This is a genomic window from Pedobacter albus (genome assembly GCF_036324255.1).
Taxonomy (GTDB): Bacteria; Bacteroidota; Bacteroidia; order Sphingobacteriales; family Sphingobacteriaceae; genus Pedobacter; species Pedobacter albus.
The window spans coordinates 253,687-276,914 of record NZ_JAZDQT010000002.1 but is presented as its reverse complement, the minus strand read 5'-3'; the positions used below and the strand labels follow the sequence as shown (position 1 = coordinate 276,914).

General features: G+C 44.4%; 21 protein-coding genes. 18 read left to right on the top strand and 3 right to left on the bottom strand.

The genetic code is table 11. From position 1 onward, the window contains the following. Window positions 1-4 precede the first annotated feature (4 nt). Complete coding sequence (locus VRU48_RS11040; protein ID WP_330107980.1) at window positions 5-346, bottom strand: hypothetical protein; 342 nt, start codon at window positions 344-346, stop codon at window positions 5-7. Between the two features lie 267 nt (window positions 347-613). Between VRU48_RS11040 and VRU48_RS11035 the strand changes: the two genes are divergently transcribed. From VRU48_RS11035 to VRU48_RS10960, 16 genes are all read left to right on the top strand, one after another. Further along, window positions 614-1,888, top strand: a complete 1,275-nt coding sequence (locus tag VRU48_RS11035) for a dicarboxylate/amino acid:cation symporter (RefSeq protein ID WP_330107979.1) — start codon at window positions 614-616, stop codon at window positions 1,886-1,888. Between the two features lie 2 nt (window positions 1,889-1,890). After that, window positions 1,891-2,622, top strand: coding sequence for a hypothetical protein (locus VRU48_RS11030; RefSeq protein ID WP_330107978.1), 732 nt, complete (start codon window positions 1,891-1,893; stop codon window positions 2,620-2,622). Between the two features lie 147 nt (window positions 2,623-2,769). Then, window positions 2,770-3,642 (top strand): succinate--CoA ligase subunit alpha, encoded by an 873-nt coding sequence (gene sucD / locus VRU48_RS11025; RefSeq protein ID WP_199139227.1) that lies wholly within the window; start codon window positions 2,770-2,772, stop codon window positions 3,640-3,642. A gap of 448 nt (window positions 3,643-4,090) precedes the next feature. Then, window positions 4,091-4,570, top strand: coding sequence for a methionine-R-sulfoxide reductase (locus VRU48_RS11020; RefSeq protein ID WP_330107977.1), 480 nt, complete (start codon window positions 4,091-4,093; stop codon window positions 4,568-4,570). Window positions 4,571-5,062: 492 nt separating this feature from the next. Further along, a complete protein-coding gene (locus VRU48_RS11015) occupies window positions 5,063-5,449 on the top strand; it encodes a septal ring lytic transglycosylase RlpA family protein (RefSeq protein ID WP_330107976.1) in 387 nt (128 codons plus the stop codon). Between the two features lie 437 nt (window positions 5,450-5,886). Next, the gene (locus VRU48_RS11010) at window positions 5,887-6,864 is read left to right on the top strand and encodes a ribonucleoside-diphosphate reductase small subunit (protein ID WP_330107975.1); all 978 of its coding nucleotides are present in this window, start codon (window positions 5,887-5,889) and stop codon (window positions 6,862-6,864) included. A 149-nt stretch (window positions 6,865-7,013) separates the two neighbouring features. Continuing rightward, window positions 7,014-9,392 carry a ribonucleoside-diphosphate reductase subunit alpha gene (locus tag VRU48_RS11005; protein WP_330107974.1) on the top strand — a complete coding sequence of 793 codons (2,379 nt, stop codon included), beginning with the start codon at window positions 7,014-7,016 and terminating at the stop codon, window positions 9,390-9,392. 127 nt (window positions 9,393-9,519) lie between these two features. Beyond that, the gene (locus VRU48_RS11000) at window positions 9,520-9,732 is read left to right on the top strand and encodes a cysteine-rich CWC family protein (RefSeq protein ID WP_330107973.1); all 213 of its coding nucleotides are present in this window, start codon (window positions 9,520-9,522) and stop codon (window positions 9,730-9,732) included. A gap of 88 nt (window positions 9,733-9,820) precedes the next feature. After that, the gene (locus VRU48_RS10995; RefSeq protein WP_330107972.1) at window positions 9,821-11,197 is read left to right on the top strand and encodes a TlpA family protein disulfide reductase; all 1,377 of its coding nucleotides are present in this window, start codon (window positions 9,821-9,823) and stop codon (window positions 11,195-11,197) included. 346 nt (window positions 11,198-11,543) lie between these two features. Next, a complete protein-coding gene (locus VRU48_RS10990) occupies window positions 11,544-13,508 on the top strand; it encodes an SPFH domain-containing protein (RefSeq protein ID WP_330107971.1) in 1,965 nt (654 codons plus the stop codon). A gap of 184 nt (window positions 13,509-13,692) precedes the next feature. Then, entirely contained in the window at window positions 13,693-14,568 is an 876-nt protein-coding gene (locus tag VRU48_RS10985) for a carbon-nitrogen hydrolase (RefSeq protein ID WP_330107970.1), read from the top strand. Window positions 14,569-14,685: 117 nt separating this feature from the next. Continuing rightward, the gene (locus VRU48_RS10980) at window positions 14,686-15,039 is read left to right on the top strand and encodes a four helix bundle protein (RefSeq protein WP_330107969.1); all 354 of its coding nucleotides are present in this window, start codon (window positions 14,686-14,688) and stop codon (window positions 15,037-15,039) included. After that, on the top strand, window positions 15,039-16,166 hold the full coding sequence (locus tag VRU48_RS10975; protein WP_330107968.1) for an agmatine deiminase family protein: 1,128 nt from the start codon (window positions 15,039-15,041) through the stop codon (window positions 16,164-16,166). The genes VRU48_RS10980 and VRU48_RS10975 overlap by 1 nt, the downstream gene beginning before the upstream one ends. A 116-nt stretch (window positions 16,167-16,282) precedes the next feature. Continuing rightward, on the top strand, window positions 16,283-17,026 hold the full coding sequence (fabG, locus tag VRU48_RS10970; protein WP_330107967.1) for a 3-oxoacyl-[acyl-carrier-protein] reductase: 744 nt from the start codon (window positions 16,283-16,285) through the stop codon (window positions 17,024-17,026). A 185-nt stretch (window positions 17,027-17,211) separates the two neighbouring features. Further along, window positions 17,212-18,495 (top strand): DUF5690 family protein, encoded by a 1,284-nt coding sequence (locus VRU48_RS10965; RefSeq protein WP_330107966.1) that lies wholly within the window; start codon window positions 17,212-17,214, stop codon window positions 18,493-18,495. A 35-nt stretch (window positions 18,496-18,530) separates the two neighbouring features. Continuing rightward, window positions 18,531-19,217: a phosphonatase-like hydrolase gene (locus VRU48_RS10960; protein ID WP_330107965.1), complete on the top strand. Its 687-nt coding sequence runs from the start codon at window positions 18,531-18,533 to the stop codon at window positions 19,215-19,217. Between the two features lie 26 nt (window positions 19,218-19,243). Here VRU48_RS10960 and VRU48_RS10955 read toward each other — a convergent pair whose 3' ends face one another. After that, window positions 19,244-19,930, bottom strand: coding sequence for a L,D-transpeptidase family protein (locus VRU48_RS10955; protein WP_330107964.1), 687 nt, complete (start codon window positions 19,928-19,930; stop codon window positions 19,244-19,246). Window positions 19,931-20,000: 70 nt separating this feature from the next. Between VRU48_RS10955 and VRU48_RS10950 the strand changes: the two genes are divergently transcribed. Further along, the gene (locus VRU48_RS10950) at window positions 20,001-22,085 is read left to right on the top strand and encodes a hypothetical protein (protein ID WP_330107963.1); all 2,085 of its coding nucleotides are present in this window, start codon (window positions 20,001-20,003) and stop codon (window positions 22,083-22,085) included. Further along, window positions 22,085-22,696, top strand: a complete 612-nt coding sequence (locus VRU48_RS10945) for a trimeric intracellular cation channel family protein (RefSeq protein WP_330108739.1) — start codon at window positions 22,085-22,087, stop codon at window positions 22,694-22,696. The genes VRU48_RS10950 and VRU48_RS10945 overlap by 1 nt, the downstream gene beginning before the upstream one ends. Here the strand turns inward: VRU48_RS10945 and VRU48_RS10940 are convergent. Further along, on the bottom strand, window positions 22,693-23,190 hold the full coding sequence (locus VRU48_RS10940) for a hypothetical protein (protein WP_330107962.1): 498 nt from the start codon (window positions 23,188-23,190) through the stop codon (window positions 22,693-22,695). The genes VRU48_RS10945 and VRU48_RS10940 overlap by 4 nt on opposite strands. Window positions 23,191-23,228: the final 38 nt, after the last annotated feature.

The following is a 23,228-nucleotide window of genomic DNA, read 5'->3' as shown; positions in this document are numbered from 1 at the left end:
CCGCTTACCTGAAATATTGGTCTTCAATAACGGTTTTGGTGGTACTCGATCCATTTTTAACAATGGTTTCGGTAGCAATGCCCAGGCTTTTGTAGCGTACAAAGCTTAGCTTTTTCGGTGCGTTGGTGCCAAAGGTAATGTGAGATCCCTGGGCATCGATGCTATAGGTGGTACTGTCTATGGCCACGCCGGCCCTGCGGGTAATGACCTTGCCATCGGTTCTAAAAACCAGCGTATCAACCGGGTTGTACTTGTTGGTGGTATCGGGCCACATCGTGATATTGTCTACATACACGCTTTTGATGGTGTATCTTAAAGGCCATCTGCCCAAAATCTGCTTCTGCACTAAGGGTTGCGGTTCAACAACCTCTTTTTTGCAGGAATAAACAAACAGTATCGTGGCGATGAAAAAAAGGGAAAGGCAAAAATTTCTCATTTTGATGGCATTCTTGTGGGTAAAGATAGGCATTAATCCAGTAAAACAGGATTATAGCTCTTACAACGTACAAATTGTCTTTATTTATCTAATGCCGATGCTTTTTTTTCCATTTGCCAAAAAATAGCCATCGCGCCAGAAAATAGTTTTATATTTCAACCTTAATTTCTGTTTCAGATGAAGTCTATACTTTCTAATTTAACCTTTCAAGTTTTGGTGGCCATTACCCTTGGCGTAATTGTGGGGGTGTATTTTCCGGGTTTTGCGCCAAGTGCCGAGCTCATCAGCAAGTGCTTTATCAACCTCATCAGCATGCTCATTGCGCCCATCATATTTTTTACCATTGTTTTGGGCATTGCCCACATGGGCGATATGAAGCGGGTTGGTCGTGTAGGCGGCAAGGCATTGCTGTATTTTGAGATCGTAACCACGGCGGCCATTGCCATCGGACTTTTGGTGGCCAATATCCTAAAACCTGGGGTTGGCGTTAAGGTACCGGAAGGCGATGTGACCAAAATTGCCAAATATGCCGAGCAGGCGGGCGAAATCAAATGGCTCGAATTTGTAACGCATATCATCCCCAAAAATATATTTGAGGCTTTTAGCAAGGGTGAAATATTGCAGATTTTGTTCTTCGCCATTTTGTTTGGCTACGGACTGAGCAAGCTCGGAACTCCGGGCCAGTCTTTGCTGGGTACTTTCGACAAGATTTCAAAAGTACTGTTCAACATGATGAAGGTGGTGATGCGCGTGGCGCCCATTGGTGCCTTTGGAGGCATGGCTTTTAGCATCGGTACCTACGGAATCGGCACGCTTAAGCCTATGGCCAGCTTGATGGGCTCGGTTTACCTCACCTGTTTCCTCTTTATTTTTGTGGTGCTTAATCTCATTTGTCGTTTTTATAAATTCAGCTTGTGGGCCTACCTTAAATATATCAGACAGGAAATCCTGATTGTTTTGGGTACTTCGTCGTCAGAGTCGGTATTGCCCAGCATGATGCGCAAAATGGAAGACATTGGCTGCGACAAATCGGTGGTGGGTTTGGTGATCCCAACGGGCTATTCCTTCAACCTTGACGGTACTTCTATTTACCTGGCCATGGCGGTTATTTTTTTAACGCAGGTATTCAATATCGATTTAAGCCTGGGCGAACAGATTTCGATCATGGCGGTGTTGATGGTTACCTCGAAAGGGGCCGCCGGAGTAACGGGCAGCGGTTTTATTGTATTGGCCAGTACGCTGACGGCGCTCAAGATCATGCCGGTTGAGCATATCGCTATTTTGTTGGGCGTAGACAGGTTTATGAGCGAGGCCCGCGCCATTACCAACATGATCGGCAACGGTATTGCCACCATTGTGATTGCCAAAAGCGAAAACGAATTTGACGAGGAAAAATACCAGAACGCCATTAGGCCCTTGGCCATCGAAAAGGCAGAGGAAGACCATTTTTAGCCATGATGAAAAACAATTTGCGCTTCTTGTTGGCCATGGTGCTTTTTTGCGCTTGCAGATCGCCTGAAAAGAAAGTAACCGCAAAGCCATCAGAAATTGTTTCGGTTGTGTTTATGCCCGGCGATACCATTCAATTCGAAAAGTATAGGCTATCGATGGCCAAAAAGGTAATCCCGCAGTTTAGCGAAGAATTTTTTCAGCGGCCCGACGAAGCTTACGCCACTCGAGGTATGGGCTACGAACCCCAAAATCAGGAAGAAAAAGAATTCAACCAGTTTGCCTGCGAGGTCTGTAAAGACGATTACTACCTGATGTATGCCTATTTTCTGAAGCAACGAAACAGCAAGCCAAATTTTGACAAGGAAAGGCAAACCCTGATTGCTTTGTTTAGGCTGATTAATGAACTGAATGGCAGACTCCAAACTGGCGGTACTTATTTTGGGCATCAATACCAGCGCATCTATGCCTATGCAGCTTATGCCGTTTATGTGTATGATAAAAGTTATTACGACGAAAAAAGTTATCCCATCACTAAGGAAAAGAGTTTTTTTATTGGCGGATTGAAGCAAAAAGTGCTGGATGACGAACTTTACAACTTTGAAGAGGCTGTAGAGGCAGTGGCCAAAAAACAACGAAGGGAAGAATTGCTAAAGATAATCGATCGAATAGATAAGCTGATTACCGATAGTTTCTACCTGGCCGAAGCCCAAAAATTTCAATATTCGAATTATTAAGCGATAATGCTTGTCAGGTTTAGAGGCAGCATGCATCTTATTCCAGACCGGTGTGTCCGTAAAATAAAGATGTGACAAATTATCTGCCTTTTGCAGTTGACATTGCATTTCAATTACCTTAGATTTGCATGCAAAAAAATAGATATAATGAGTGTTTTAGTAAATAAAGATTCAAAAGTAATTGTTCAGGGTTTTACCGGAAACGAAGGTACCTACCATGCTGAGCAAATGATAGCTTACGGTACGAACGTTGTTGGTGGTGTAACCCCAGGCAAAGGTGGCCAAACACACTTGGATAGACCTGTATTTAACACTGTAAAAGATGCAGTTGATAAAGCTGGTGCCAATGTATCTATTATTTTTGTACCTCCTCCGTTCGCAGCCGATGCCATTATGGAAGCTGCAGAAGCAGGCATTAAAGTAATTGTTTGTATTACAGAAGGTATCCCAACCAAGGATATGATTGCTGTAAAATCTTATATCACTGGCAGAGATTGCCGTTTAATCGGTCCTAACTGTCCAGGTATCATCACTGCCGACGAAGCCAAAATTGGTATCATGCCAGGCTTTATCTTCAAAAGAGGTACAGTAGGTGTGGTTTCAAAATCTGGAACCTTAACTTACGAAGCCGTTGATCAGGTAGTAAAAGCAGGTATGGGTATCACTACGGCTATCGGTATCGGTGGCGACCCGATTATCGGTACAACTACCAAACAAGCGGTTGAGTTGTTGATGAACGATCCAGAAACCGAAGGCATCATCATGATTGGTGAGATTGGCGGTGGCATGGAAGCCGAAGCTGCCCTTTGGATCAAAGAAAACGGTACTAAGCCGGTTGTTGGTTTCATCGCTGGCCAAACAGCGCCTCCGGGACGTAGAATGGGCCACGCTGGCGCAATTGTTGGCGGTGCCGACGATACAGCAGCTGCCAAAATGAAAATCATGGCCGAGTGCGGTATCACCGTAGTAGAAAGCCCTGCCGAAATTGGTGCAGCCATGGCTAACCTATTGAAAAAATAAGCAGACCTTTTAGGTTAACGATAGCAAAAGCATTCTACTTGGTAGGATGCTTTTTGCGTTTGGGGTTATCGGGTTTTGCGTATGGCGTTTAGTGTTCAGCGTTCGGCAGATCGTCATTGCGAGGAACGTTAGTAACGAAGCAATCTTATGGCGATAGATTGCAGTTAACACCAAAACAATTTAACCACAACACAATTTAGCAATCAGCTAATAAGCTGTTCCCCTCCTGTAGAGTGATGCCCCTAATGAACTAATGACCAATGAACCAATGAACCAATGAACTACACCTGCGAAGTTTTTAAAGCTTCGCAAGTGTTTGCCAATTATGACTTTCGCCTAACGCCACCAAGTCAATAAAACAAAGTTGATTAATTATATTTGTATAAGGCTGTAAGTAAAAACCAAAAGGCGCGACAAAACGTATATTGTTTTGAAAACAGTATAGCAAATGAAAACAATGATCAATAAAACATTTATGGTGCTCGGCTTGTTGCTAGTGACAGGTTTGGCCGCCTGTGCGCAACAAGAAAAGAAAGCGCCTTCAAAAACCACTAAGAAAATGGAATACAACAAATTAACCAAGGAAGAAGAAGACGTAATCGTACGCAAAGGAACCGAATATCCGGGTACCGGCAAATACGACAAGTTTTTTGAAAAAGGAACCTATGCCTGCAAGCGCTGCAATGCGCCTTTGTACCGATCTGATTCTAAATTCGATGCCCATTGTGGCTGGCCGGCTTTTGACGACGAAATTAAAGGTGCCGTGAAGCGCGTACCTGATGCCGATGGACAACGTACCGAAATTATCTGCGCCAATTGTGGTGCCCACCTCGGCCACGTATTTGTAGGCGAAGGCTTAACCGCAAAAAATACCCGTCACTGCGTAAATTCTATCTCTATGAATTTCGTGCCTGATAAAAAGCAATAAGAAAGACTCCATAATAACCACAAATGCCCGGCAAAAGCTGGGCATTTGTGGTTTTAGCTAAATTCTCTGCATCTAATGCCCCCTTTGGTGAGGGAATTAAAAGAGTGTAACAAACCACAGATTAACGGATTTTATTTTTATTAAGCTGTTAAGCTGTGGCAACCTTATATATGGGTAGTTTATGTAAAAATTAGATTATTGGCGGAGATGCCAACAAAGTAATGACTGAAAATCTGTTAATCTGTGGCAAGATTTAACCTGTAGCCTCATGCCAAAAAGCATAACAGCGTGTTTAATGGCAAGGTTATTGCAAGCTCGCCAATGCCCCAAAAGAGGGGATAAACAAACAAGTTGTGGCCAAGCTGCTCATATTTTGTATATTTGCCATCCGCTTAACAAAATGATAATGCACATCGTTAGGTTTTGTAGCGTAAACGAATGTATATTTTGATGGTGGCAGCTTAGGCTGGCCAACAAACAAAAAATTAACAGATGAAATATCATTTACAGCTGCTAGCACTCCTCTGCTTTGCCTCTTTTGCCCTAAAGGCGCAAGAAATCGTGGCCAAAGCAAGCGACACCACCAAGCAAATCATATTGGCCACCTATTACGCCAAAAAGTTCGAAGGCCGCAAAACCACCAGTGGCGAAAGATACCGCGCCAAGAAATTTACGGCCGCCCATCGCAGCCTGCCTTTCGGCACCATCATCAAAGTCAAAAACCTGGTTAGCGGCAAAACCGTAGAAGTAAAGGTGAACGACCGCGGACCCTTTAACCGTAAGTTTTCGCTAGACATTTCGCAGGGAGCGGCCAAGGCCTTGGGCATTTACAAACTGGGTTATGCCCGTGTGGAAATTGCCTATGTAAAGCCCGACTAAGGTACTCCAAAAAAGAGTGTTACAACACGGTTTTTAAAATTATTAACACTCGTTTTAATTTACTAAGTCCTTAAAAAGAAATAATTAGCTTTTTTCTGTGTCGTTTCTGACAAAAAACTGATGAAAAATCAGGACGAATCGAACAGGATGTTAACAACTTTGTGGCCTAAAACAGGGGTCAACATTTATATTTGTTAAACAAAGTTCTTTAAAAAGAATCCACTCCGAATATTATTTAAGTACTTCATATTTAGTTGGTTAAAAAGCGTTGAAAATCGAATGTTTTTTAAGTTTTCCGGCTGGATGCGGTTTGTCGGCGGTGGATATTTGATAAAGGCTTCCGAGATAAGGAGGGCCAGCGAAGGAATCAGATGCCCAAAGCGTGATTCCGGGAATGATGCCCGAAATAGAATTTGCTAAACGTTAAAATCGAGCTAATGGAGAAGGAACAAGAATTACTATTAAAGGAAAACAAAGACCGCTTTGTGCTCCTCCCAATTAAATACCCTGCAATTTGGGAAATGTACAAGAAAAGCGAAGCCAGTTTTTGGACGGCCGAAGAAATTGATTTATCCGACGACCAAAAGCATTGGGATAACCTGAACAGTGGCGAGCGCCATTTCATTTCCCATATTTTGGCCTTCTTTGCCGCCAGCGATGGTATTGTGAATGAAAACCTGGCCGTAAATTTTATGAGCGAGGTTCAAATTCCTGAAGCACGTTGTTTTTATGGTTTCCAGATCATGATGGAGAACATCCACTCTGAAACCTATGCCTTGCTGATCGATACCTACGTGAAAGATCCGGAAGAAAAAGACCGTTTGTTCCATGCCATAGAAACTGTTCCTGCCGTGAAGAAAAAAGCAGAATGGGCCTTGCGCTGGATAGAGAACGGCAACTTTGCCGAGCGTTTGGTTGCTTTTGCTGCGGTAGAAGGTATTTTCTTCAGCGGTAGCTTCTGCTCTATATTCTGGCTCAAAAAACGTGGCCTGATGCCTGGATTGACGTTCAGCAACGAATTGATTTCAAGAGACGAAGGCATGCACTGCGAATTTGCCTGTTTGCTATACAGCATGCTGAAAGGCAAACTAAGCGAAGAACAGGTACACACCATCATCAAAGATGCCGTTGAAATCGAAAAGGACTTCATCACTGACGCCTTGCCGGTAAAACTCATCGGTATGAACGCCGATTTGATGAAACAGTACATCGAGTTTGTGGCCGACAGGTGGGTGTCTGAATTGGGCTACAAAAAAATATACGGCTCAACCAACCCGTTCGATTTTATGGAGATGATTTCGCTGCAGGGCAAAACCAACTTCTTCGAAAAACGTGTAGGCGATTACCAAAAGAGCGGCGTATTGACCGCATCAGACAACAAGGCTTCGGCATTTTCGTTGGATGACGATTTTTAATGGAAAATAATTGAATCAGTGCATGATTAAATGATGGAATGGCAAAACATTCAATCATTCAAAACCCAATCATTCACTAATTCCTCAATTAATATATTTTAAAACCTGGTGCCGCTATCGCAAGGTACGCACCATTAAATAATGATAGGATGTTTGTAATAAAAAGAGATGGCCGCCAGGAAGCGGTAAAGTTTGATAAGATAACCGCTCGCATTGAGAAGTTATGTTATGGTTTTAATGTAGAATTGGTAGACCCGATCGATGTAGCCAAAAAGGTAATCGAAGGGCTTTATGATGGGGTTACTACATCTGAACTTGATAACCTTGCGGCAGAAACGGCTGCGTCTTTAACTACAAAGCATCCAGATTACGCTTTGTTGGCATCGCGTATTGCCGTTTCCAACCTGCACAAAAACACCATCAAGTCGTTTTCTAAAACGATGGAGCTGCTGTACAACTATATCGACCCTAAAACCGACAAATCGGCCTCTTTAATTGCTGATGATGTGTGGGAAGTAATCAAAAACAACGCCGATATCCTGGATAGTACCATCATCTACGATAGAGACTTTGGCTTCGACTATTTTGGTTTCAAAACCTTAGAAAAATCCTATCTTCTAAAGGTAAACGGCCAAATTGTTGAGCGTCCGCAACACCTGTTCATGCGTGTGGCCGTAGGTATCCACAAAGAAGATATCGAAAGCGCCATCAAAACCTATAACCTGATGAGCGAGCGCTGGTTTACCCACGCTACGCCAACCTTGTTCAACGCGGCTACGCCAAAACCTCAAATGTCGTCGTGCTTCTTGCTAACCATGCAAGACGACAGCATCGAAGGTATTTATGATACGTTGAAACAAACGGCCAAAATCTCTCAAAGTGCTGGCGGTATTGGTTTGAGCATCCACAATATCCGTGCAACTGGCGCTTACATTGGCGGTACAAATGGTACCAGCAACGGTATCGTGCCTATGTTAAGGGTATTTAACGATACGGCCCGCTATGTAGACCAAGGCGGTGGCAAGCGTAAAGGTGCCTTCGCCATTTATTTGGAGCCTTGGCATGCCGATGTTTTCGAATTCCTGGATTTGCGTAAAAACCACGGTAAGGAAGAAATGCGTGCCCGCGATTTGTTCTACGCCCTTTGGATCTGCGATTTGTTTATGCAACGCGTAGAAGAAAACGGCGATTGGAGCTTGTTCTCGCCAGATGAGGCACCAGGCCTGGCCGATTGCCACAGCGAAGAGTTCAACAAATTGTACACGAAATACGAATCGGAAGGAAGAGCACGTAAAGTGGTAAAAGCACAAGAATTGTGGTTCGCTATTTTGGATTCGCAAATTGAAACCGGTACGCCTTATTTGTTGTACAAAGATGCGGCCAACAGCAAATCGAACCAGCAAAACCTGGGTACCATCAAAAGCTCTAACTTGTGTACCGAAATTATCGAATATACTTCTAAAGACGAGGTAGCCGTATGTAACCTGGCTTCGTTGGCTTTGCCTAGATACGTAATCAATGGCGAGTTCGACCACCAAAAACTTTACGATGTAACTTACCAAACTACGTTAAACCTAAACAAGATTATAGATCACAACTACTATCCTGTTAAAGAGGCCGAAAACTCAAACTTGCGTCATCGTCCGGTTGGTTTGGGCGTGCAAGGCTTGGCCGATGCCTTTATCTTGATGCGTTATCCTTTTGAAAGCGATGCCGCCAAAGAATTGAACAAAGACATTTTCGAAACCATTTATTTCGCGGCCATGACCGCTTCGGCCGATTTGGCTGAGAAACATGGTCCATACGAAACCTTTAAAGGATCGCCATTGTCTAAAGGCAAGTTCCAATTCGATCTGTGGGGCGTAAAACCAGGCAGCAACCGTTGGGATTGGGATAAATTGCGCAAACGCGTGATGAAAACCGGTGTTTACAACTCTTTATTGGTAGCACCGATGCCAACTGCTTCTACTTCGCAGATTTTGGGCAACAACGAGTGCTTCGAGCCATATACCTCGAATATCTATACCAGAAGGGTATTAAGCGGCGAGTTCATCGTGGTGAATAAACACTTGTTGAAAGACCTGGTAGCTTTAGGCTTATGGAGTCCGGCCATGAAAGACAGGATTATCTTGGCCAATGGTTCGATCCAAGACATCCCAGAAATCCCTGATTACATCAAAGAACTGTACAAAACAGTTTGGGAAATCAAGATGCGTAACATCATCGATATGGCCGCCGATAGGGGCGCTTATATCTGCCAATCGCAATCGTTGAACTTGTTTATCAATGCGCCAAATACTTCGAAATTAACTTCGATGCACTTCTACGCCTGGAAAAAAGGCTTGAAAACCGGTATGTACTACCTGCGTACGCAAGCCGCTTCGCAAGCCGTCAAGTTTACGGTAGAAAACCAGGCTGGAAAAGCCATGGAGGCCGTTATTCCAGAGGTAATCGAAAATCCGGCAGAAGAAATCATTTCAGGTCCGGTTTGTACCATGGAAGAAGGTTGCATCAGCTGTTCAGGCTAGTCGCCGGCAAGCTAGATATAATTACAAAGTAAGGTTTTGGGCGAAAGTTCAAAACCTTATTTTTTGTCCCTATTTTTGTATCGAACAATCAAACGCTTTACGCTAATCGCCAAACGCAATACGCGCCATGTCCTACGTCCCACATAGCAAACACGAAATCATTCCCTGCGAGCGGTGCGGAACGGCTATCGAGTGCAAGGCCAATGCGTACACCAAATGCCAGTGCAGCGCCGTACAGCTTACCATTAACGAAGTGCAGCACATCAGCGAACTTTACGACGGTTGCTTGTGCGCCAAGTGCCTATTCGAATTGCAGGAAGAATACAGGGCTTCCATCTAAGCGCCTGCTGGCAAATGTTAAAATTTCCTAAATAGTTGCAATTGGCAAACTATATTTATAGTTTGGTTCCAACCAATCAAAAGCAACCATGAAAAATCATTTCTTACTCATTGGCTTGTGGCTAGTTACGGCTACAGCCTTCGCCCAAAATGTCAACGTAAAGGGCATCGTTAAAAACAGTACCGACAGTGTCATCGCCTTTCGCAAAAATGGCTTTAATGCCATCACGCGAGCCAGAGACGGCCAGCGTTACAAGGCCAAACTGAACAGCAAGGGCGAATTTCAAATCACATTGCCCGAAAAGGCCATTCAGGAATGGCTTATTGAACAAGGCGACCAGTTTGCCCTGTTAGACCTCTGCACCGGTCACGATCTTAATCTGGTGATCGATTTTACACAGATCATGAGGAACAGGGTTTCGGCTACGGGCCCCAACGCCGCCGAAGTGAATTTTTTAAGCTACCTCGACAAAAAGCAAAACGAAAAATACGGCGATTTCTATAAAAAGCTTAACGGCCTTAATCCCGCCGAGGTGTTGAAACTGCGCAAGGAGCGCGCCGAATTTCAGTTGGCTACGTTGGAAGATTACCGTCGACAAAATAAGCTGGGGGACGATTACTACCAATGGCTCAAAACCTTGTACAAGTACGAACCTTACGAACGGACTTTGGTCGAACAGCTGAGCACCGAACTCAGGGCGGATTCTAATTACGTAACCCTGCTCACCGCCAATGGCTTTAACGACGATTATGCAGCTATGCACTCCAGCGAGTACAACGACCTGGCCAATTACTATATGCACTTTAAGATGAACGGCTCTAAGTTTCCGTTAAAAATTGCAGATTTCTTTGAGTTTGGCACGAAGGACAACTTGAGCGGCCTCACCAAGCAAGTGTTCCTAACCCGACAAATGATATTTTTTGCAGCCAACAGCAAGGATAGCTTATACAATGCCCTATTGCAAAAGTTCAAGGCATCGGTAACCAACAAACAACTGTTGCAGCTTGTAGCCGATGAGCGCAATGCCTATTGGGCAAGACTGGCCGAAAGCGACCGCTCTAAGGAAAATGTAAGCCAAAGCGCTTCGCTCAACGAAATCTTTAAAAAATATAAAGGCAAGGTCATCTACCTCGATTTTTGGGCCAGCTGGTGTGCGCCATGTCGTGGCGAAATGCCCAATGCCAGGCAACTCAAAAACAAGCTGAAAGGTAAAGACGTGGTGTTTCTGTACTTTGGCTATAACGATAAAAAAGAAAACTGGCTGGCCGCCCGTAAAGAACTGGAGATTGAAGGCGAGCATTACCTGTTGAGCCCGCAACTGATAGGAGAGGCCAACCAGCTCTTTCAGATTACTGGGATCCCACATTATGTAATCATTGGCAAAGACGGTTCGATTATTGATAAAAAGGCGAATCGGCCGCTCGATGCTTTTGAACAGCTGTCTAAGCTTGCCGATGGGAAATAACCGAATACACTTGCGAAGTTTCTAAACGGCGTAGCCCTCAACTTTACCATTGAAAAGAAACAAGTAAAAGAAAGTTAAACTTCGCAAGTGTATCTCGTAGATTCTTGCTCAAACCCTAAAATCAATTTTCCGGCCCTTTTCAGCCCTTTTAAATCGCGATTCCGGCAAATGCCAGCTGTACTTGGTGTTTTGGCGAAAATCGTCCCTGAAAGTCGTTTGAGGCCAGAAATCTCCTCAAAATATTTGTTAAAAATAATTCCGAAAAGTGGTAACAAAGCCCTAGCTTAGGCATCTATATCACGCTAGATAAATGGTTTATCTGCTACAAAAATGAAAAACAAATATTATGGAAACGCTGATTTTAAATTATTGGTGGGTTTTATTGGCATTGATTTGCCTGGTGTTATACAAGTACATTTTGAGGTTCCTATTCGGGATGGTGATCGTGCCCGAAGACAGAATAGGACTGATTACTAAAAAATTCGTGCTCTTCGGTTCGCAGAAAGAGCTGCCCGACGGGCGTATTATCGCCCTAAAAGGCGAAGCCGGTTTTCAGGGTAAAACCTTGGCCCCTGGACTTTACTTTGGCATGTGGTTTTGGCAGTACAGCGTAACCATGGAGCAGTTTACGGTTATCCCCGAAGGGAAAATCGGATTGATCATGGCCAAAGACGGCGCCGAAATTCCGACAGGAAATATTTTGGGCCAGCGCGTAGACAGCGATAACTTTCAGGATGCGGTTAAATTCTTGGAAAATGGTGGACAGCGAGGCAGGCAGGCCACCTACATTACCTCGGGCTCCTATCGTATCAATACCTTGCTGTTTCAGGTGTCTGTTACAGATATGGTCCGCATACAGGAAAGCATGGTGGGCATTGTAACTACTTTGGATGGCTTGCCTATCGAGGCTAACCAAATTGCGGGTAAATGGGTAGAAGGGCATAATAATTTCCAAGACTTTGATTCTTTTATTAAAAACAACGGTAACAGAGGTTTGCAGCCACAAGTGATATTGGCCGGTTCGTACAACCTTAATCCATGGGCCATTCAATTGGAAGAAACTCCAATGACAGAAATCCCTATTGGTTATGTTGGCGTGGTGATTTCTTACGTGGGACAGGAGGGCAACGACCTGACCGGTGCCGATTTTAAACACGGTAATATCGTAGCCAAAGGCTCTAAAGGTGTTTGGTTAGAACCGCTGGGGCCGGGCAAATACCCGATTAACAAATACACCATGAAGGTAGAATTGGTGCCGACCACCAACTTGGTGCTGAACTGGGCAAGTGCAAGGAGCGAGGCGCATAACCTCGACAAAAACCTGTCGACTATTACAGTACGTTCTAAAGATGGTTTCCCATTCAATTTGGATGTGGCGCAGATTATTCACGTCCCTACCACAGAAGCGCCAAAAGTTATCGCCCGTTTCGGCAACATGGTGAACTTGGTTTCGCAGGTGCTGGAACCAACTATTGGTAACTATTTCCGTAACTCGGCCCAAGATAGTGATGTAATCGCTTTCTTAAGCACCCGTAAAGAACGTCAGGAATCGGCTAAAGACCATATCCGTAAAGTGTTGGATGAGTATAACGTCAATGCGGTTGATACCTTGATTGGCGATATCGTGCCACCAGAGTCGCTGATGAAAACGTTAACCGACCGTAAAATTGCCGAAGAACAGAAAATTACCTACAATACCCAAAAGCAGGCGCAAGAAACCCGTCAGGGCATGGAAAAAGAAACCGCGATTGCCGATATGCAAAAAGATATCGTAAAAGCGCAACAAAGTGTTGAAATTGCCGAGCGCACCGCCAGTGCAACGGTTAAAAAATCGGAAGGTGATGCAGCCGGCGTAAAATTGGCCGTTGGTGCCGAAGCCGAAGCCACCAAAATGCGTGCACATGCCGAGGCCGAAGCGACCAAAGCCAGGGCACAGGCCGATTCGGAAGCCATCAAATTAAGGGCATCGGCAGAAGCAGAGCAAATTTCGTTAACAGGTAGTGCAGAAGCCGGAAAAATCCTCGAAGTGGGTAAATCGACCGCCGAAGCTTATGAACTAGCCGTTAAAGCCTTGGGTGGCGAAAACTTTACCCGTTACAAAATTACCGAAGAGCTCTCCAAAGGCCATATCAAACTGATCCCTGATGTGCTGATTGGTGGCGGAGCCAACGCTGGCGGTACAGCCATCGACGGACTTTTGGGCTTGAAACTGATGGAAATGATGGATCCCGAAAAAGGCAAGGAACAACTGCCTGCAACAGGAACAGCAACCGAAGTGCTAGAGGTTAAAGCCAAACCCCAAAAAGATTAGCCAACTAGACTTGCGAAGTTTTCAAAACTTCGCAAGTCTTATCTTCTTCTTTTCAGCCTCCCAGCTTTTTCGTACCTTTGCCCCGTAATTTCGAATGTTGAATTTCGACTGATTGAATGTTGGTATATTCATTTATTTTATCATTCATTCATGCTATCATTCAATCATTCTCTAATTTTAAGATATGAGCAAAGTAAAAGTAGGTTTGGTGCAGATGAGCTGTACCAAGGATAAACAGGAAAACCTCGACAAGGCGATTGTTAAGGTGAGAGAAGCAGCAGCAAAAGGCGCGCAAATTGTTTGTTTGCAAGAGCTTTTTACCTCGCTTTATTTTTGCGACGTAGAAGACTATGATAATTTCGATTTGGCCGAAGCCATTCCAGGCCCCTCAACTGATGCTTTATCGGCAGTAGCCAAAGAATTGAACGTCGTTATCATTGCTTCGTTGTTCGAAAAACGTGCCGAAGGCCTTTATCACAATACCACTGCGGTGTTGGATGCCGATGGCAGCTATTTGGGCAAATACCGCAAAATGCACATCCCCGACGATCCGGCTTATTACGAAAAATTCTACTTTACGCCAGGCGATTTGGGTTACAAGGTTTTTCAGACCAAATATGCCAAAATCGGTATTTTGATCTGCTGGGACCAATGGTATCCGGAAGCTTCGCGCATTACCGCCTTAATGGGCGCCGATATCATGTTCTATCCAACGGCTATTGGATGGGCTACCGACCAAGACGAAGAAACCAACAAAGACCAATACAATGCTTGGCAAACCATTCAGCGTTCGCATGCGGTGGCCAATGGCGTACCAGTAGTGAGCGTGAATCGTGTAGGCTTTGAACAAAATGGCGCCATGAAATTCTGGGGTGGCAGTTTCGCAACCAATGCCCAGGGCCGTATTCTTTATCTGGCTTCGCACGATCAGGAAGAAACCCAAGTGGTAGAACTCGATACCAAAGAAACCGACTTTTTCCGCAAACACTGGCCTTTCTTGAGAGACAGAAGGATCGATTCGTACCAGCCGATTACCAAAAGGTATTTGGACGGCGATTAGCATACTGAGAGGCGGGAAGCTCTTAAGTCAGAAAGTTTTAGCAAAAGCTAAGCCTGTTTTTTTTCAAAAGAAAAAGTAGATATTTCGTATATTTCAGTTTACCTAAAACATATACCTATGTCATTTAAATTTGAAAAACTAACAGTTTGGCAAAAAGCTTTAGACTTAGCCGACAAAATTGACCAACTCACAAAATCTTTTCCGAGGGAAGAAATTTATGTGTTAACCTCGCAAATGAAAAGAGCGGCAGATTCTGTAGTCTTGAATATAGCTGAAGGCAGTACGGGGCAAAGCAATGCTGAATTTTGCAGATTTTTAAGATACGCTTTACGATCAGATATAGAGGTTGTAGCTTGTCTTTACCTAACAAGAAGAAGAAAATATATAAATGAAGAGCGTTTTTTAACACTTTACCATTCTTGCGAAGAGGTTCTGGTGATGATTAATGCCTTAATAAAATCATTGAAATAATGTCTAATAAAGAGACAAACAAAGCAAATCTTACTAATGCTCCTGAAGCTTCGGCATCCTTAGCTTCAGGACTTTCTGACTGGTCAGCTTCCGGACTTTCGACACCAAAATCCTTAGGCTACGCTTTCCCTGCCGAGTGGACCAAACACGAAGCAACCTGGCTAAGCTGGCCACACAAAGAGGCTTCATGGCCGGGCAAGATCGAAACCATTTACGCTCCTTATTGCCAATTTATCAAGGCTGTAGCTAAAGGCGAAAAAGTACGCATCAACGTGAGGGACGAAGCCATGAAAGCTTTCGCTATAGCCGAATTGCAAAAAGTGGAGGCCGATTTAAGCCAAATCGAATTTTATTTTAACGAGAGCAACGATGCCTGGTGCCGCGACCACGGTCCGGCGTTTGTGGTAAAAGGCAACGAAAAAGCGGTGGTTGATTGGGGTTACAATGCCTGGGGCGGTAAATATCCGCCTTACGATTTGGACGATGTTATCCCGACCAAAATAGCCAAGCACTTTAACCTTCCTTTGTTTACGCCAGCTATCGTGATGGAAGGCGGTTCGGTAGAGTTTAACGGTGCAGGAACCATTTTAACCAGTACGGCCTGCCTGCTCAACGAAAATAGAAATCCACACCTGAACAAGGAGCAGATTGAGCAATACCTGAAAGAGTTTTACGGTGCCGAGCAGGTGCTTTGGGTAGGCGACGGCATTGTAGGCGATGATACCGATGGCCATATCGACGATATTACGCGCTTTGTAAACGAAGATACCGTACTTACCGTGGTAGAGAGCAATCCGCTAGACGAAAACTATTTGTTGCTACAGGAAAATCTGGAAGCATTAAAAGCAATGAGGTTGTTAGATGGAAGACCGTTAAACATCATCAAATTGCCGATGCCATCGCCGGTAATTTATGAAGATACCCGTTTGCCAGCTTCCTATGCCAATTTCTATATCGCCAATGCGGCCGTTATCGTACCCACTTTTAGGGATGTGAACGACAAGCCGGCACTCGAAATCATTCAAAAAGCCTTTCCAGACAGAGAGGTGATTGGTATCGATTCGACAGATATTATTTGGGGCTTGGGCAGTTTCCATTGTTTGAGTCAGCAGGAACCAGCCGTTTAGTTTTCAGTTGGCCTTTTCAATGGCACAATCTATTTGGCAATAAAACAATTTAACAATATCTTCATAGCTTTGTTAACTTTACCACATTAAAACATTCCAATCTTACCATATCAAGAATGAAATTACTAGAAGGAAAAACAGCCCTGGTTACAGGTGCATCAAAAGGAATAGGACGTAAAATAGCCGAAAAATTTGCAGAGCATGGCGCTAATGTTGCATTTACCTACCTGTCGTCTGTAGAAAAAGGCGAAGCCTTGGAAAAAGAGTTGCAAAGCTTTGGCACCAAAGTGAAAGGCTACAGGTCAGACGCTTCAAAGTTTGATGAGGCCGAAAAGCTGATCAATGATATTGTGGCCGAATTTGGCACCATCGATATCGTAGTGAACAATGCGGGCATTACCAAAGACGGCCTGTTGATGCGCATGAGCGAAGAAAACTGGGACGATGTGATGAACGTAAACCTGAAATCGATTTTCAACGTAACCAAGGCCGCTTCAAAAATCATGATGAAAGCCCGCAAAGGCGTATTCATCAACATGAGTTCGGTAGTTGGCGTTACAGGCAATGCTGGTCAGGCTAACTATGCGGCTTCTAAAGCGGGTATCATTGGTTTTACCAAATCAATTGCCAAAGAGTTGGGTTCGCGTAACATCCGTGCCAACGTCATCGCACCAGGATTTATTCGTACCGAAATGACCGATGTATTAGACCCGAAAGTGGTTGAAGGTTGGGAAGCTGGTATTCCGCTCAAACGCGCTGGCGAAACCGAAGATATTGCCAATGCCTGCGTATTCTTGGCATCAGATATGAGTGCTTATATCACCGGACAAACCCTGTCGGTTTGTGGTGGTATGCTTTAATCGCTTCAAAAATTTAGAAAGAAAGGCGGAGGGCTTGAGCTCTCCGCTTTTTTTATGGCATTGCAGAATTCTGTTGTTTAGCTATACTATTTTATGTTTATTTATGCTATACATTTAATGGTGCTGTAACATTCGCTTAATGTTAGTGTTCGATTTTTGAACCAATCGATTTACCAGTCGGGTTCATGATGAAAAACATTGCTAAAGAAAACAAGTTTGCTACCATTTGGATTATGATAGCGGTCTTTCTGTCGTACACCGGGATGTATGCCATTAGGAAATCCTTCCTGGCCGGACAGTATGCTCAGGTTGATATCGGCTTTGGCCTGGATGCCAAAACTACCTTTGTCATCAGTCAGGTTTTAGGCTATATGGTTTCCAAGTTTTTGGGGATCAAGATTATTTCGGAGATGCCCAAAGGCAGGCGGATCAGCTGGTTGATGGGGCTTATTCTTTTTGGATTGGCCATGCTCGGGCTTTTTGCCGTATTGCCCGCCAAGTTTAAGGTAATTGCGCTTTTCCTCAACGGTTTGCCCTTAGGCATTGTTTTCGGGGTGGTTTTTTCCTTTATTGAAGGCAGAAGAAATACCGAACTGCTGGCGGCGGCCTTAAGTGCCACGTTTATTTTCTCTACCGGTCTGGTTAAAACCGTGGGGCTCCTGGTAATCCAAAATTTGGGCATAAGCGAATTTGCCATGCCTTTTGTTACCGGACTGTTGTTTTTGCCCATATTTCTGCTCTCGCTTTGGATGCTGAAAAAAGCGAAAATGCCCAACGAAAAAGACATCGAAGAACGAACAGTGCGCGTGCCCATGTACAAGGCTGACCGCAAGGCCTTTTTAAGGTCGAACGGAATGGGCTATTTTGCCCTGGTGGCTATCTATGTGCTCCTGACCATCGTCAGAGATTTTAGGGATAATTTCATTGTAGATTTCTGGGCCGAAAAAGGATTGGCCAAGGCGCCACAACTCATCACGCTTACAGAAATTCCGATTGCCATCGTGGTGCTTGTTATCGCGGCGGCGGGTGTGCTGATCAGAAAAAACAAGCTTGCCTTTAATTTTGGCATAGGTTTGGCCATAGCCAGCGCCTTGCTCATCCTGCTGTCTACCGTTCTTTACCAGCACGAAAGAATCAATGCTGTAGTCTGGATCATTACCAGTGGCATAGGTATTTACCTGCCTTATATCTTATTCCATTGTCTATTGTTCGAAAGACTGATTGCTTTGCTCAGCTACAAGGGCAATGTGGGCTTTTTGTTCTACCTGGCCGATGCTTTGGGCTATTTGGGTAGCGTGGCCGTATTGGTGCTTAAAGAAATTGTGGGCTTTAAGCAAAGCTGGGGCAGTTTTTTCATCTCGCTCAATCATATTTCGTCAGTGTGCATGCTGGCCATATTGATTTTGGTACTGCTTTATTTCAACAACAAAATACAACAAAAAAACAAGCAATTGGCCGTAGTAGCCTAAGGCCTTTTGCCATTAGCATTTAAACAAACTAAGAAATGACGAATATAAAACTAGCGGTTTTTGACATGGCCGGAACAACGGTTGATGAAGATAATATGGTTTACAAAACCGTTCAAAAAGTGATTAACCAAGAAGGTTTCGACCTGAGTTTGGCGCAGGTGTTGGCGCAGGGCGCAGGCAAGGAAAAATACCAGGCCATTATCGATATCCTCACGGCCTATACCCAGGCAAATCCTGTGGAAGAAATTGCAGGCAGGGCATTCGATCGCTTTAAGCCAACCTTAGAGGCTGTTTACAACGAAGCCGAAATCAAAGGTTTTGAAGGTGTAGAAGCACTCTTCGCCCAACTTAAGGCCCATGGCATCAAAGTGGTGCTCAATACCGGATACGATCTTAAAACAGCCACTAAATTGCTTCAGAAACTGAACTGGAAAATAGGCGAACAGGTAGATGCATTGATTACTGCCGACGATGTAACACAGGGCAGACCGCATCCCGACATGATCCAAAAAGCCATGCAGTTGTTTGGTATTGCCGATCCTCAGCAGGTGCTCAAAGCCGGAGATTCGGAAATCGATATCCTTGAAGGCAAAAATGCCCATTGCGGGCTCACCATTGGCGTGTTAAGCGGCGCACAAACCAAGGCTCAGTTACAAACCGTGCAACCCGATTATATTTTAGAGCGCCTTACCGACCTGCCTGCTATCTTGCAACTCAGTTAAAAGTTGATGGCTGGCCAGTAGGAGTGTCAGCCATTTTGCTTGGTATAGGTGGCATAGAGGTTTTCCCAGAAAGCCTTTTGTGTAGGGTAGGCTTTGAGGTAACGCTCAAGGTTGGCCTTGGTCATCCTGAACGGCATAATGCTTACCGGAATATCCTGCTGACCGGCATTGCGCGCTTCTACGGCCAATACGTATACCTCTTTTATTTTTTCGTCTGTGAGCGGAATGCAACCAACCGTTACGCAATTGCCATGGATGTAGATATCGCCACCTGGTTTGCGGTCTTTGCCCGTTCTGGCCAAGTCGGTAGCATTGGGATAATCAACGCCCAGCGATAAATGAAAACTGCTCATGGGGTTAAACACGTTGATTTTGTAAAAACCTTCCGGAGTTTGTCCGTCGCCTTCAATTACCTTAGGGCCCAATGTGCCAGAATGCGCGCAGAAATCGTAGGTTCTGAACAATTTATACCGAGTATGTGATGCGGTTTTGAGCCAAAGCTCCAGTTTGCCTTCGGCTTTGTAGGCCATGATCTTTAATTTGAAATCGCCTTTAAAACCCGCTTTCAGCAAGTCTTGTTGCAGGGTAGCCCATTTTTGGTCGTAGGCTTCTTTTACCCTTTCAAATTTAAGTTGGCTTTCTTTAAAGCCGCTTTGGGCCATTGCCGTAGTTGTCATTGCCAATAAGCATAAAAGTTTGATCAGTCTTTTCATTTACTTGCGCTATTTCGCAAACAAATTACGTTGATTTTTTTAGAAATTTAGCATCTTTACGTTTAAAGCTATGGGCAATTTCTTTACTGCATCCTCTATTTTTACTTTTTTGGCCTGCTTGGTGTTGGGTTGCCTTTATGCCTGGCTGCTTTACGGAGCCAATAAAAACCTGTTGCCCAAATTAAGATACGCCTTAGCGGCTTTCAGGGTCTTGGCTGTGGCCATTTTGGCCTGGCTGCTTTTTGCGCCCTTGGTTAAACGAATTTCGTACACACCCGAAAAGCCCATCATTGTATTGGCTAACGACAATTCCATCTCGGTTGATCAGGTGGAGCCTGCAGGGTTCAACAAACAGCAATATCAAAAAGACCTGAAAAAGCTGGCCGATCAGCTTTCGAGCAAATATGAAGTCAAAACTTATAGCTTTAGCGACAGCGTTAAAAGCGGGCTTGATTTTTCGGGACAAGGCAAGCTCAGCAATGCTTCGGCCCTGATTAACCAACTGAACGACGAATTGCTGAACCGTAACGTAGGCGCCATTATTATAGCCAGCGATGGCATTTTTAACCGGGGTGGCAATCCTTTGTACGAACTGAACAAAATCAAGGCACCAGTGTATACTATTGCCTTGGGCGATACCATTCCGAAGCGTGATGTGCTGATTGCCAACGTCAACTACAACAATTTGGTTTACCTTGATAACGAATTTACGCTCGATGTAGAAGTGCAGGCTTATGCCAGCAAAGGCGAAAGTACGCAATTGAGCGTGACTGAAAACGGTAAAAAAATACAGGAGCAAAGCATTGCCATTGATGGCAATAGTTTTGTGAAAAACGTGCAGGTAAAGCTTAAGGCTAATAAAATAGGCATACAGCGCTATACTTTAAACGTTTCGCCGGTAAAGAACGAAGCCACTGAAAAGAACAACAGCCAAACCATTTTTATAGAGGTTATTGATGCACGCCAAAAAGTGTTGCTGGCCAGTGCCGCCCCACATCCTGATATTACCGTGCTGAAGCAGGCCATAGAGCAGAACAAGCATTACGAAGTAAGCGTAAGCCTTGGCGATGACTTGAACAGCGTTGACGCGCATAAATACAGTTTGGCCGTCTTATACCAGTTGCCTGGCAATAGCAATGTGGCCTCGGGCTTAATTGCCAAGTTGCAGGAACTGCGTTTGCCTACATGGTATATTGTAGGCGCCCAAAGCAATATCGGAGCCCTTAACCAGGCGCAGCATGTCTTGAATTTGAACAGGTCTACAGGTTCATTGCAGGAAATTTTTCCTTATCCCGATCCTAATTTTACAACTTTTAACCTCGATGCGCCGGCATTGAAGCAGTTGAACGATTACGATCCCCTGCTCATGCCTTTTGCCAATATGACGATCAATGGCAACTATACGGCCGTTCTAAACCAGCGGATTGGCCGGGTAAATACGCAAAATCCGTTGTTGTTCTTTGTAGACGACAATGGGCGGAAAACGGGCTTTTTAATTGGCGAAGGCATTTGGAAATGGAAATTGGAAGAAGCCAAGAACGAACAAAGCCTGCCTTTGGTCAACGAATTGGTGGCCAAAACCGTTCAGTACCTTTCGGTAAAAGACGATAAGCGCAAGTTTAAGGTGTATGCCAGCAAAAACACCTTCGAAGAAAACGAGAACGTGGTGCTCAATGCCGCTTTATACAATGAAGCCTACGAACCCGTAAATACACCCGATGTCAAAGTACAGCTCAAAAACGCCGAAGGCAAGGTGTTCAACTATACCTTTTCTAAATTCGGCGCCGGTTATAGCCTTAATGCGGGCACTTTGCCACAAGGCAATTATACCTATGTGGCTTCTACGGCCTTGGGCGACAAAAAATATACGGCTTCGGGTGCATTTTATGTCAATGCATTGATTGCCGAATACCAGCAAACCACGGCCAACCACCAGTTGCTGTATACCATGGCACAACAGAGCAACGGCAAGTTATATCAGCCGGCCAATCTGTTGCAAATAGTCGACGAATTGGAGAAAAACGGACAGGTCAAAACCATCAGTTACGAAGACCGTAAATACGAAGAACTGATTAGCCTGAAATGGATATTTATTTTGATTATCTTGTTGCTGGCCACCGAGTGGTTTTTAAGAAAACGTAACGGCGAAGTATGATGGAAGTAAGTAGCACTTATATTATCGAAACCTTGGGTACCATTTCCTTTGCCATTTCGGGTACCTTCGCAGCTATGCAAAAACGCCTCGATCCGTTTGGTGTGCTCATTATTGCCTTTGTAACCTCTATTGGTGGCGGTACCGTCCGCGATTTGTTGCTGGGTGATACACCGGTAGCCTGGATGCGCAATGTAAATTATTGCCTCCTTATCCTCATCACCTCCTTGGCCACCATTTTCTTCAAAACGCATATTAAAAAGTTTAAGGTTACGCTTTTCCTCTTCGACTCGCTCGGCCTAGGCCTGTTTACCATGGTGGGCGTACAAAAAGGAATAGTTTTTGGCTTAAGCCCGGGTATTTGCGTGGCTTTGGGTACCATTACGGGCTGTTTTGGGGGCGTCATTAGAGATACCCTGCTCAATACCATTCCGCTCATCTTCAGGAAAGAAATTTATGCCACGGCCTGCATATTGGGAGGCGTACTTTATTTTGCCCTGTTGTATTTTAACCTCAAGGCCGATGTTGCCAAAATTATGGTCATCGCCTTCATTTTCACCCTAAGGATAGTAGTGGTGCGTTACAAATTGACTTTGCCCAAATTTGGCTATTAAGGATAGAGATATTGTTCGAGTTTGCCCTTTTGGTTGGCATCGTTAAGTTCCCATAACTCTTTTGGCCAGCTTTTTTTATCGTCCTGCTGATTAAGGTAGGGTAGCAACAAGCGCATGCTGCCCAATACAATGGCTTTTTGGTCTTTAACGTTTTTGTTTTCGAGCATGAATTTGGTCATGCTGGCCATGTACATCAAGGTGAGGTCTGAATCGGTGTTAAAGAAATTGGTTTCCTTTTCTTCCAGGTAGAAAGTATATTCGGGCGTGCCATTCATCCAATCGATCAGAAAACGGCCTGCTTCAATCCGCGATTTGTTTTTCTTATCGATAGGAGTTTGAAACAGATAGTCGATCACCTTGAGCGCCAAAGGCTCCGTATTGGCAAAATGAGCCTTTTTGTTAAGTTTGATGTGCTTGAGGTTAGGCAAGTCCTGCGCATGCGAATAACCCATGCAAACAAGCAGCAACCCTAAAAACAGGCCTACTTTTTTCATCTGTCTACATTTTTTATCGGCGATGAAGCCATCATGAG